The sequence below is a fragment of the Alteromonas sp. ABH4_457 genome (genome assembly GCF_056160625.1).
Genome location: NZ_JBSWXN010000003.1, coordinates 596,709 through 609,391, shown reverse-complemented (window position 1 = coordinate 609,391; position 12,683 = coordinate 596,709). Strand labels below are relative to the sequence as shown.

General features: G+C 49.6%; 10 protein-coding genes. 7 read left to right on the top strand and 3 right to left on the bottom strand.

The annotated features are described in order from the left end of the window. Nucleotides 1–27: 27 nt before the first annotated feature. Nucleotides 28–282: a ubiquinone biosynthesis accessory factor UbiK gene (ubiK, locus tag ACXAGR_RS09115; RefSeq protein ID WP_119499477.1), complete on the bottom strand. Its 255-nt coding sequence runs from the start codon at nucleotides 280–282 to the stop codon at nucleotides 28–30. Between the two features lie 119 nt (nucleotides 283–401). Here ubiK and rep point away from each other — a divergent pair, with 119 nt between their 5' ends. Beyond that, nucleotides 402–2,417: a DNA helicase Rep gene (gene rep / locus ACXAGR_RS09110; protein ID WP_119499478.1), complete on the top strand. Its 2,016-nt coding sequence runs from the start codon at nucleotides 402–404 to the stop codon at nucleotides 2,415–2,417. Nucleotides 2,418–2,426: 9 nt separating this feature from the next. Here the strand turns inward: rep and ACXAGR_RS09105 are convergent, their stop codons facing one another. Further along, nucleotides 2,427–5,024 carry a sensor domain-containing phosphodiesterase gene (locus ACXAGR_RS09105; RefSeq protein ID WP_474849455.1) on the bottom strand — a complete coding sequence of 866 codons (2,598 nt, stop codon included), beginning with the start codon at nucleotides 5,022–5,024 and terminating at the stop codon, nucleotides 2,427–2,429. 181 nt (nucleotides 5,025–5,205) lie between these two features. Then, entirely contained in the window at nucleotides 5,206–5,604 is a 399-nt protein-coding gene (locus ACXAGR_RS09100) for a c-type cytochrome (RefSeq protein WP_474844119.1), read from the bottom strand. Between the two features lie 425 nt (nucleotides 5,605–6,029). Between ACXAGR_RS09100 and ACXAGR_RS09095 the strand changes: the two genes are divergently transcribed. Genes ACXAGR_RS09095 through ACXAGR_RS09070 form a run of 6 tightly spaced genes read left to right on the top strand, consistent with a single transcriptional unit; the run spans nucleotide 6,030 to nucleotide 12,670 of the window. Then, a complete protein-coding gene (locus ACXAGR_RS09095) occupies nucleotides 6,030–7,397 on the top strand; it encodes an O-antigen ligase family protein (protein ID WP_474844118.1) in 1,368 nt (455 codons plus the stop codon). A 20-nt stretch (nucleotides 7,398–7,417) separates the two neighbouring features. Further along, a complete protein-coding gene (locus ACXAGR_RS09090; RefSeq protein ID WP_474844117.1) occupies nucleotides 7,418–8,338 on the top strand; it encodes a glycosyltransferase family 2 protein in 921 nt (306 codons plus the stop codon). Next, nucleotides 8,339–9,280 carry a sulfotransferase family protein gene (locus ACXAGR_RS09085; RefSeq protein ID WP_474844116.1) on the top strand — a complete coding sequence of 314 codons (942 nt, stop codon included), beginning with the start codon at nucleotides 8,339–8,341 and terminating at the stop codon, nucleotides 9,278–9,280. 23 nt (nucleotides 9,281–9,303) lie between these two features. Further along, nucleotides 9,304–10,308: a glycosyltransferase family 4 protein gene (locus ACXAGR_RS09080; protein ID WP_474849453.1), complete on the top strand. Its 1,005-nt coding sequence runs from the start codon at nucleotides 9,304–9,306 to the stop codon at nucleotides 10,306–10,308. Beyond that, a complete protein-coding gene (locus tag ACXAGR_RS09075; protein WP_474849451.1) occupies nucleotides 10,308–11,747 on the top strand; it encodes a lipopolysaccharide biosynthesis protein in 1,440 nt (479 codons plus the stop codon). The genes ACXAGR_RS09080 and ACXAGR_RS09075 overlap by 1 nt, the downstream gene beginning before the upstream one ends. After that, nucleotides 11,744–12,670, top strand: a complete 927-nt coding sequence (locus ACXAGR_RS09070) for a glycosyltransferase family 2 protein (RefSeq protein ID WP_474849449.1) — start codon at nucleotides 11,744–11,746, stop codon at nucleotides 12,668–12,670. The genes ACXAGR_RS09075 and ACXAGR_RS09070 overlap by 4 nt, the downstream gene beginning before the upstream one ends. Nucleotides 12,671–12,683 lie beyond the last annotated feature (13 nt).

Here is a 12,683-nt window from a genome sequence, read left to right as displayed (position 1 = left end):
AAGGCATGTGTTGCAACGCCGGAGCACTTAAGCGTCCGGCGTGTTGTCTTCTTCAAGCTTAGCCAGACGGGCTTCCAGGGCTTCCAGTTTTTCACGGGTACGGATCAGTACCTGGCTTTGAATATCAAATTCTTCCCGCGTAACAAGGTCCAGTTTGCTTAACTGGGCCTGCAATACCTGCTTCACCCGCGCCTCGGCTCCTTCGGCCATGTTACGTACCCCGGGCGGTACAGCGTCTGAAATTTGTTTGGCGATTTCTTCGAGTTTTTTCGGATCAAGCATACTATTTCCTTTATAATGCGCGTCATCGCGACTATGTGTTTCGTATTCTAATTAGATGCCACGCACATGCAATTAAAAAACCGTCATTCTCTCAAACCGTTAGCTCGCTCCTTTTCATTATGAAGTTAAATGATGCACAACAATCTGCTGTGACGTACGTCTCCGGGCCTTGTCTGGTACTGGCTGGTGCCGGAAGCGGAAAGACGCGCGTAATCACCAATAAAATAGCTCACCTGGTGAGGGAATGCGATTTGCCGGCGCGGCAAATTGCCGCTGTGACCTTTACCAATAAGGCTGCGCGGGAAATGAAAGAGCGGGTAGGGCAGACTCTTGGCAAGCAGGAGGCCAGAGGCCTGAAAGTGTGTACGTTCCACACCCTGGGCCTGACCATCATCAAGGCCCATGTTAAAGAACTTGGACTCAAACCCGGCTTTTCATTATTTGACGATAAAGATTCCACAGCGCTACTGAATGACTTAACCGAAGACACTATCGACGGCGACAAAGATCAACTTCAGTTGCTGCAAAGCTGTATTTCAAACTGGAAGAATGACCTGTTATTACCCGATGCGCTGGCGAAAAAAGCCACCAGTGCCGGTGAGCGGGAATTTGCAGAAGCTTACCGCCATTATCAAAATCACCTGCGGGCCTATAACGCGCTGGATTTTGATGATCTTATCCTGCTGCCTACCTTATTGCTTAAAACCAATGAGCAGGTCAGGTTAAAGTGGCAAAGTAAAATCCGCTACTTGCTGGTGGACGAATATCAGGATACCAACACCAGTCAGTATGAACTGGTTAAACTGCTGGTGGGAGAGCGGGCAAGGTTTACTGTGGTGGGTGACGACGATCAGTCAATTTATTCCTGGCGTGGTGCGCGTCCGCAGAATCTGCATTTGCTGCAAGAGGATTTCCCGAAACTGAATGTGATAAAGCTGCAACAGAATTACCGGTCTTCAGGCCGGATCCTGCATTGCGCCAACATTCTTATTCAGAATAACCCGCACCTGTTTGATAAAACCCTTTTCTCTGAGATGGGCTACGGCGAACCCTTGCGTGTTCTTTCGGCCAAGAACGAAGAACATGAAGCGGAAAGAGTCGTCGCCGAACTGATTGCGCATAAGTTTATGAACCGCACCCAGTACAAAGACTACGCGATTTTGTACCGTGGTAATCACCAGAGCCGTCTGTTCGAAAAGCTGCTGATGAGTAACCGTATTCCGTACCGTATTAACGGTGGCATGTCGTTCTTCGGCAGAACTGAAGTGAAAGACATCATGGCCTATCTGCGCTTGCTGGTGAATCAGGATGACGATAACGCCTTTTTGCGTGTTGTTAATACACCGAATCGGGGAATTGGCAGGGCAACCCTTGAGAAGCTGGGAAATTTCGCTAATCAGGTCGGTATTTCGCTGTTTGCTGCTACCACGCACTCAGGCCTTTCCGGCGTATTAGGTGAATCGGCTTACCAGCGTGTTGCTGGGTTTGGACGGTGGGTGGTGGAAACCTCAGACAACGTTGTGCGAGGCGACAGCAAAGCGGTATTAAGGGATATGATCCGCTCCATGCAGTACGAAGAGTTTCTGTATGAGCACAGCCCCAGTCCCAAAGCGGCTGAAATGGCCATGGCGAACGTCAGTACCCTGTTTGGCTGGGTGACTGATATGCTGGAAGGGTCTGATTTAGAGTCACCGATGACCATGCAGGAAGTGGTAAACCGCCTTATTTTGCGCGACATGATGGAGCGGGGCGAGGAAGACGGCGAAGCCGACCAGGTGCAGCTGATGACACTGCATGCCTCAAAAGGTCTGGAGTTTCCGGTGGTGTTCCTGGTGGGAATGGAAGAAGGCTTACTGCCTCACCAGAGCAGTATTGATGAAGATAACGTGGAAGAAGAACGGCGTCTGGCTTATGTCGGGATCACCCGTGCCCAGCGCGAACTTATCTTCAGTCTGGCGAAAGAGCGCAGACAGTTCGGTGAAGTTATCAACCCCGAACCCAGCCGCTTCCTCTACGAACTGCCTGTAGATGACGTTGTGTGGGAAGAAAAGAAAGTGAAACCCTCAGCGGAGCAGCGCAAAAAGACCAACGAAGCCGGACTCGCCAGCTTAAAAGCTATGTTAGGGAAGAATTAAAGCGCGTTGTTACGCGCGTTTCTGCCTTGCCACCGGTTCCGGGGTTGAAAGTATCTTGCCCTGGGCATAGTGACAATCAATTTCATTCAGGGCTTTAAGCTGAGCTCTGGCGTCGACGCCTTCGGCGATAACATCGAATTTCAGATGTTCTGAAATCAGCATAACCGACTGGATCAGCTTCAGGTTCCGTTGTGAGCGGGGAAGTGATTTCACGAATCTGTGGTCAATTTTGATGTAGTCGAAAGGGTAGGCAAACAGGTAGCTCAGTGATGCCAGACCACTACCAAAGTTATCCAGCACCAGGGTGATGCCGGCCCGTTTCAGTTTCTTAATCGCAGGCAGGATAAACTGGGAACGCCGGTTTAAATCGTTTTCATCAAACTCAAACACAAGCCGGTCAGGTGATACCTTATATTCTTCTACTAACTGCAGAATTTTTGTGACCAGTGATGCCTGCAGCAGGTGATTAATCGACACATTCACTGCAATCTTTTCGATGCCGGCAGGTTCTTCCTTTTCATCGTTCAGCAATTCACAGGCTTTACGGAGCTGGAATAAATCAAGGTCGAGTGTCAGGCCGCTTTGCTCTGCCACTTCCCGGAAATGCTTACGGTTAACTTTACCGTGTCTTGAATGCTCCCAGCGCACGTAGAGTTCATGATAAAACGCGCTGTCGTTCCGCAAATCCATTACCGGTTGCAGATAACAGTCGAACTCCTCCTGGCGCAGAGCAAGACGGAACTCGTTTTCCAGCTCAAGTTCCTCAATCAGGCGGTCGCGCATGGATTTATCGAACATCACAAAACGGCCGCGTCCCAGCGTTTTGGCCTGGTACATAGCTGCATCTGCATCCCGCAGCACTTCATCAGCGGCGCGGTAGTATGACTCAAGATGAGCTATTCCCACGCTTGCGCCGGAATACATCTCCTTGCCATCAAGAAGGAAAGGTTTAGAAATCGCATCAATGATACGGGTTGCTACATCTTCAGCGGCGGCAGCATCTTCAAAGTTATCCAGCAATACCACAAATTCATCACCGCCAAGGCGGGCAAGCAGATCGTGTCCGCGGATACACAAAGCGATACGGCGGCTGACTTCGATAAGGAATTCGTCGCCGGCATGATGGCCGAGGGTATCGTTAATGGTTTTGAAGCGATCTAAATCGATAAACAGTACTGCAAACAGGTTTTCAGGGTAGCGCTGCTTGTTGGCAACGGCCAGCTCAAGCCGGCTGGTGAACATCGTGCGGTTGGGTAAATCGGTGAGACTGTCATGATGCGCGTCATGGATCAGTTTAAGTTCTATTTCTTTTCGTTCTTCAATTTGCTGCTTCAGGAACGAATTGATTTTATCAAGTTCCCGGGTGCGTTCTCTGACCTTTTCCTCAAGCAGTGCATTGTATTGCTGAATCGCATCGGTATTTCGCTTTCTGCCGATCGCTGCTGCAATGTGATGGGAGACAAAGCGCAGCAGTTCGAGATCTTTAGCCGTATATTTAGCCAGCTTACCGTAGGTCTGAATGCCTATAACGCCGGAAATTTTTCCGTCTACCACTAACGGGGAACCAAGCCAGGAGTTCGCACTTTTCAGCATTCGCTGGGCAGCTGCCACATCCAGTTCGCCTGCCTGAGTCAGTTCCAGCACCCGTGGCGGGTTGATAAGCTCCGTCTGGCCTGTACGTAAAACGAATTCCGATAAGCCCAGTCCCAGCGGCCGGCGTTCAATAGTCTCTTCGGTGGTGTCGCTGAAGTAGGGGAAGTCGAGGTATTCTCCGGTTTCATCCAGCGTGGCAATGTAACAGTTAGGAGCAGTGATCAGGCGGGCCAGTATTTTGTGTATGCTGGCGTAGAAGGCATCCATGTCGCCTTCCAGGTTCGCCGACAACTCTGAAATTTCATATAACGCCTGTTGCAGGGTTTCTATTTTCTGGCGTTCAAGAATTTCTTCCTGTAACTCGTCATTGATTTTACGAAGTTGCCGCGTTCTGTCCCGGATGGTGCGCTCAGTGAGTTCGCGGCTTTTTACCCGGTCTACCGCATTCACAATGTGCTGGGAGACAAACAACAACACTTCCAGATCTTCATCTGTATAAAACATTGTGTCGTCGTAAGTTTGCACCACCATTGCGCCGATAACCTGCGAGCCACGCTTTAGCGGTACACCGAGAAACTGATGGGGAACAGCGCCAACAATGCTCACCCCGGTTTCACGGGTGAAGGCTTCCTGATTCTCTTTTTCGAGAAATACATGACGACCGGTACGCAGAATGTGGCCGGTGATCCCGTCCATCAACGATTCTGCCGGGATTTGTCTGATAGTCTGTTCGTCGAATTCATCGACAAAATAAACGAAGTTAACGAGGTTGGCGTCTTTTTCGTAGAAGGCAACGAAGAAATTATCCGCATTCATGAAGTCACCAATGATTTCATGGATAGCCGGATAGAGGCGGTTTAGATTGCTGACGGAACTTGCCAGTTCGGCAATATCGAAAAGCGCTTTCTGTACTCGCTCAGACCGTTTGTACTTGTCCGTAAGTTGTTGCAGCTGCGGTATGAGTTCGCGAAGCTCTTCCTCTGACAACTCGTACTGCGTTGACTCTGAAGACATCCTGATTAGCCGGTTATTATTCTGTTTAGTGACCGCTAATAAATTAACCGATTTGTATGAAAAACGCTACTTATTGACGTCAATCTGGAGGAAATTGTCAGGAACTGGCGGGGAAGTGTATGAATATTAATACCCTGCAGCCAAAATGCTTATTATGAATGCAGGGTAAAGTATTTGTTAATTAAATGCCTTCGATCATGAACTCGATGGCTGCTTTAATCTCGTCATCACTACAATTGGCACAGGTACCTTTGGGTGGCATAGCGTTAATGCCATTCAAAGCATTTTGCCATACGCCGTCCAGCCCACGCTCATCCAGGCGGGGTTGCCAGTCTGCAGCATTGTGCAAACGCGGCGCGCCTAAAACACCTGAACCATGGCAGGCTACACACGCGCCATTGTAAACATCCTCACCGGAACGGGCGGCAGATGCGCCGGCGCCTGCAGCCGCTGCACCTGCGATGTTCAGTTCACCGTAAGGCTTTGTTCTTTCTTTTATTGCTTCGTCTGTCATTTCCTGTGCATGGGCGGTGGTGAGCCCCAAAGCAACAGTCATCGCTATCAATGCTTTTACTTTCACATCTGTCTCCGGCAACGGTCTTATTAGCAGTAATTGCCTGATTATAGCGGTTAAAAAGTCCCCGACAACATTTTGGTCACAAATACCTGGAAAAAGTGGGTGAAATATTCTTTAACCTGATTTCGGTCATGAAAACGCCAGATTCATGAAGACGTTAGCCGAAGCTTTAGGGTTTTGAGTATGTCGTGCGTGTCCGGATGAAATAATTCCGATCCTTTAAGCGAAGATATCGTAATGCATACGGTGGTGCGAATGCGTTACCGCCGAGTTAGTTGAATACCGCTTGAATACTGTTTATTCTGCGTGTTTTAAGCGCGAAATGTTGTATAACCCGGTACGGAAGTTATGAATTATTGGATGAATGGCACGGATGCTGAAAGTGGGCACACTTTACGGGGCAGGTGTTCGTCACAAGGTGTGAACCGATGAACGAACAGCAGGCCATACCCAAAGCGCCCTCCGCGCATAAATTAAAGCCGCTTAACGATGCGGCAACCTCACCGTTTGGTTTCTTTTTGTTGTGTTTATACACGGCGCTGGTTTTTATTCGTCCTCACGAATGGCCGTTCTGGGAAGTTGAATTCCCGATCCTGCGTACCATTCTGATCTCCACATTCGTTGCTTATCTGCTTTTCCTGAGACCGAAAATATGGGATATCCAGTGTACTTTGCTGGTGTTATTGCTGTTTTCCATGGTGCTGTCTGAGTTCCGCGCCGGGCGGTTCTTAAGTGATCTCACGCCGGTAATTGACTGGGTAAACTCGAACGTTATTCCATTCATTCTGTATCTTGGCTTTCTGGTGTCATTGAAGCGGCAACGCATTATCCTGCTGATATCGCTGGTGGCGTGTCTTGTCATGGTTCATCAGGCATGGAGCCAGCTTGCCGACCCTCTCGGACAGGGCTGGGCGGAAAGCGCCATTTACCGGTACGACAGTGCTAACGAAATTCAGCAGGTTCGTTATATCGGTATCTTTAACGATCCCAACGACATGGGGATGTTCCTGGTCATGAACATTCCTTTTGCTGCTTACTTTCTGGTGACAGCAAAAGGCAAACTGGCCAAGCTGGCATCCTTAAGTGTGTTTGCGCTGTTACTGCTCGGGGTTTACTGGACCGGAAGCCGGGGCTCCATGATTGGTGCGTTTGCTGTTTTCTTCGCTTTCTTCTATATCCGCTTCGGCAAGGTAAAAGCTATGCTGGTGGCCGCAATGGGCGTGCCTGCAGGATTTATTGCTTTGATGTCTTTCCGGTCAATTGACGATAAAGACGCCAGTGCCATGGACCGTCTGACTGCCTGGTATGAAGGGATCCAGATGGTTAAATACCGGCCTCTGTTTGGGTTTGGTAAAAACCGCTTTCTGGAGTATCACCCCAAGGTTGCTCATAACTCATTTGTAACCATTATGTCCGAGCTTGGCATCATCGGGTATACGCTGTGGATGGCATTTTTCATCTTCATCTTTTACATGCTGTTCCGTATCCGCAGAATGCCAGATATTCCGGGTGAAGCCGGAGACAGCCTGCGCCAGGAGAAAACGCTGAGCTTGTACATGGCGGTGTCAATTATCGGCTTTGCCGTAACGGCATTCTTCATCAGCCGCAGCTACGCCATGTTCTTCTACATTTTTGCGGCAATCGTGTCGGCGTCTTTCTACCGCTTGCGTAATAAGTATCCGAAGTTGCCGCTGGCATTTCAGGGTAAAGATATTGCGCGGGGTATCGGATACAGTGTTGTCAGTTTGATTCTGTTGTACCTGCTGCTGAAAAGCTTGCTGTCGTACTTCTACTAAAGCATTCAGGGAGAGGTAAATTGAGTACTTTGAAAGCCAGTGTCATTGTTGCCGTATACAACGGTGAGAAAACGTTAGGCTTAACCATAGACAGCCTGCTGGCACAAACGTATCCCAACCTGGAAATACTGCTTATTGATGACGGCTCTACCGACGGCTCAAAAGCACTGATCGAAACCTATCTGCACGATCCGCGGGTGAAATATCACGCTAAGCAAAACGGTGGAGTTGCCTCAGCACGTAATTACGGTATTAGTGTGGCAGAAGGGGATGTGATTGGTTTTTGCGATCAGGATGACCAATGGAAGCCTGAAAAGCTGGAGTACCAGCTGCCGGCCTTTGATAATCCGGAAACAGGTCTGGTTTACAGCTGGGTAGAAGTGCGAAAGCACGGCGAAGTGTCGGTCAGTGAGCCGGAATTCGAAGGGCAGTGTTTTGAAGCGTTACTGAAACGGAATTTCATTTCCTGCTGTACCGCCATGGCCCGTAAATCGCTGTTTCTTGAAATTGGTGGTTTCGATGAAAGCCGCGAATTGCATGGTGTGGATGACCGCCACGTGTGGCTGCGTATGGCCCGTATTTCTAACCTTGCCGTGATAAAGCGTCCGCTCGCCATTTATTTTATTCACGGAGAAAACTATTCCCTGAATGAAAAGAAAATGCTGATCGCTGACCTGGTTTGTGTGCGTAAAATTGCAGCCATGGACGGTGTCAGTGCGCAGGAAAAAGCACTGTGTAAACAAGCCGAGTACGGCATTTATCTGCACTATGCCAATAATTTGTTATATCAGAATCACCCGCAGGATGCCGGTCACTGTTACCTGAATGCCTGGAAAGTACAACCCGGACAGGTGAAATACCTCATTTCCGGGCTGTTGTTATCTGTTACGCCGCCGCCCTTGCTGCGCACCCTGAAATCATTCCGTAAGAGAGTTGTATAAATGGAACAGAAAGCCGTCATTGTGATCGGAATGCACCGCAGCGGTACTTCCGCTGTCTCCGGTATGCTTGCCGAACTGGGTGTTTTCATGGGCAGTGCTTTGTTTGCGCCGCAAAAAGGGGTAAACGAGAAAGGGTTTTACGAGAACTCGTATCTGGTCAACATGAACGAAAAGCTTCTTGATGAAGCCTTATGGTCCTGGGACGATCCTCTTGCACAGAACATGTACGCAGCGCCACCGGAAAACGGTAGTCATTTGCTTGATGAAGCGGTAAAGGTGCTTGAAAGCGATTACGGCAAACAATCCTGCTGGGGAATGAAAGATCCCCGTACCACGTTGCTGCTGCCTTTCTGGCAACAGGTGTTCGATAAAATGGCGTTGTCACCGTTTTATCTGCTGATGGTGCGCTCTCCCTTTGAAGTATACGGCTCGCTGAAAAAGCGTGACGGCTTCTCTGCCGATAAATCATTAATGTTATGGCTTAACTATACCCTCACCGGCTACTTCTGCAGCCAGGGAAAGCCTCGCTATATCTTGAGCTATCACACGTTACTGGAGCGCCCTGAGGAGATGGCAAAGGCCGTATCTGATGCTGCCGGACTCAACATCGATGTGGATGCGCTGAAACTGGGTTTTGTTGACAAGAAAATGCGTAATCAGAAAAGCGTTAACATACCTGAAGGTGAACTGTCTGATATTGCTGCGCAGGTGTATAACGCGCTTACTGCACGGGAAACAGATCATGATAAACTGGTCGCACTCAGTGCGCGGTATCAGGCGTATCTGGACAATTTGTCCCCCGTGCTGGTGGAACATTTGTTATCGCTGAAGAAAGAAGAAGTGTACTTCCGCCGTCATTTTCTTGAAGCCTACGAATCACTGTGGTGGAAAGTCAGCTGGCCGCTTAAAAAGCTGGAACAGTTCGTTAAAAGCAAAAAGTAAGATTTTAAAAGGTAAAGTAGTAAATGTTCACAGTGGGCGTGTACCGGCCGCAGACGCTGCCGGAAAGCTTTAATGTCTGTATCGACAATATCGTGCAGTATTTGCCGGAGCTCGGTGCGTCTTACTTTTGTTCCGGTGATCCTGCGCAGTTATCCACTGCTGACGTTATCTGGGATCCCCGCGCAGGAGGTGGTCACGCACCGCCGAAATGGCTGACGCTGCTGGAAAAGCCGCTAATCATTACTCTGCACGGTGTGGGCCCGCTGGTATTTCCGGAGCATTACAGCGAAGGTTTGCGTCACCGCTTTGAAATCTATAAAAGTAACCGTCGTAAGAAAAAAGCGTGGAAAGCGGCGTCCGGCCGCTACAGCCGCATTGTTACCGTGTCAGAATTTTCTAAAAAGGTAATAAACGACACCCTGAATATTCCGTCCGGTAAAATCGACGTTATTCTCAACGGCGTGGATTTATCGGTATTTACGCCTCCTGAGAACCCCGCTGAAAATACTGCGCCTTACTTTCTCCATGTGTCCAACGACGAGTCTCGCAAGAACGTTGACCGTATTATTAAAGCGTACGAAAAAATCAAAGCAGACAACAAGTGGCCGCTTATTTTAAAGCTGGCCGGTGACCGTACCTGCGATGTACCCGGGGTTAAAATCATCAATAAGCGGCTGTCGGCAGAGGAGCTGGTTGCGCTGTATGCCGGTGCCGGCGCATTTGTCTTCCCGTCCGTTTACGAAGGCTTCGGGATCCCGATTATTGAAGCGATGGCCATGCGCTGCCCGGTGATCACTTCATCAGGTACCGCCTGTGAAGAGGTTGCCGCCAGTTACGCAACGCTGGTCGAGCCGGCGTCTGTTTCTGCTCTGTCGTCAGCGATGGAATCACTGATGCTGAATCCTGTTTCAGAGCAGGCGATTGAAGCTGCTGTTAAACATGCCGGCTCTTTCAGTTGGAAAGAGACTGCTGAACAATATTACCGCGTTTTTCTTCAATCCGCCGGTGAAGGGAAAGCGTCTAAATAATGAAAAGCATTGTTCTGCATTCACTGAAGTGGGTGGCTATCGGTAAAATCCTCGGACAGAGTGTGCGCTGGCTTACCACCATCTTCACCCTGCGTTTCCTGTTTCCGGAAGATTACGCCGTTATCGCTTTATCGTCGTTCTTTACATCACTGCTGTGGGCGTTCAGTAAAAACGGTATTGCTGCTGCGCTTATCCGGGAAAAAGACGTCGATGATGACATTCTCGGACAGTTTTATACACTGACCATCATCGCCCATACCTCACTGTTTCTGTTACTTCAGCTACTGGCGCCGGTTCTTGCCGGTGTGTACGACGATCCCAGGCTGGAAGATGTCATCCGCGTGTCATCACTCACTTTCCTGATTTCCCTGATAGGCTTCATGTCGGGCACCATGCTGAACAAGGAAATGCGCTTCAAAAAGTTGTCTATGGTTGATGCAGCGTCAGAGTCTCTCGGCGCGCTTTCTACTGTATTTATGGCATGGTACGGGCTGGGTTACTGGTCAATCGTATTTGGTGTTCTGGCGATGGAAACGGTGCGGCAAACCGGTTATCTCATCCGTGCCGGTAAATGGGTTCGGCCCGGCAAGCTTACTTCTAAAATCAAAGGGATCCTCGATTTCTCATGGAAAGCGGCCCTACAGGCTACCGTGGGTTACAGCATCTTTAATCTCGATATTGCCATTGCCGGTTTATATTTAAGCACTACCGATCTTGGCTTTTATCAGTTCGCCGCCGTGCTGGCGATGATGCCGGCGGTAAAAGTGCTGCCGCTGCTCAGGCAGGTCGCGCTGCCGGTTTATTCCAAGATTCAGGACCAGGCTTCGCAGATTGAATATTATTTCCTGAAAAGTCAGCGCATGAGTGCCTTGCTATTCGTTCCCGTCTTTTGGGGCGTCGCGGCCACAGCCAATACCATGGTACCGGCATTCTTCGGCGAGAAGTGGGTACCGGCAGCAATGATCATCACACTGTATTGTTTATCTATGCCAATGCGGAGCCTGGAACAGCTGTTCGGGCCGGTGCTGAAATCACTGAATAAAATGAATGTGATCATCGTCAACACGATCATCTTTGCCGCTATTCTGATCCCGGGCTTTTATATCGGTGCACAGTTTGGTAGCGGAGGCATGGCATTGTCGTGGCTGTTCTCATTCTTTATCAGCTTTATGATTGCATCTTACCGTTCATGCCGCTGCCTGAATATCCGCTTCAAGCGTTTTATCGGCGCGGTGTACAAGCCCCATCTGATTGGCTTGTGTATGCTTACTGCTACCTGGTGGCTGGGGCAGTACCTGATGCAATCCATGACTCCCTGGCTGGTATTTATTATTCAGGTCTTTACCGGTGGTGTGATTTATACCGGTCTGTCTTTACTGTGTGCCCGAAAAGAGAGCATGGAGCTCATTAACCTGGTCAGAAACAGGAACAGCAAATGAAAAATGTGGTCATTGCCGTTATAACCTGTCGCCGCCCGGAATGGCTGGGGCGGTTACTGGACGGATTGCTTGCGCTTAAGTGCGATGAAGACATCAACCCCCGCATTCTGGTGGTGGATAACGATGCCAGTGAGAGCAGTAAGGACGTCGTTATCTCCCGTCAGCAGGACGGGGCTATTCCGGTGTCTTACGACGTGGAAAAACAGCAGGGTATTGTATTTGCCCGCAACCGCTGCGTGGAACTGTTCCATCAGATGAATGGTGATTACCTGGTGTTCATTGATGACGATGAATGGCCGCAACAACCCGACTGGCTTAACCGGCTGGTCAGTGCGGCGGGTGAATTCAATGTGGATGTGGTGACCAGCCATGTTATTTCTGTGGGCGAGCCTGGCACACCGGAGTGGGCTGTCGATTTAATTTACGGCAAAAATCCCTACACACACGGACAGTTCATTGACGTGTTTTACACCAATAATTTGTTGTTGAGCCGGCGCATGACCGAAGCCCTGACGCCGTGTTTCGATGCCCGTTTTGCCATGACCGGTGCCAGTGACTATCACTTTGCCCTGCGGGCAAAACAGGCGGGATATAAGTGCGTTTATATCGATGCACCGGTGGTGGAAGAATTTCCCGCTTCACGGGCATCCGTTAAGTGGTTCTGCCGGCGGGGATTCCGTTCCGGGATCGGCTATACCCGTTCTCACGTGTTTGAAGAATCATACAAAACTGCCTTACTCCGCTGCGTGGCATTAAGTGGCGTCAGAGTGCTTCGCGGACTGGCGAAACTCATTACCGGTGTTGTTACCAATAATAAAACAACCCGGGTGGACGGGCTGTTCCGCCTGTGCTCTGCCGCAGGCACCATTGCCGGTTTATTCGGTATACAGCACGAAGAATATAAAGTGATCCACGGCAAGTAATTCGCTGTGCCGT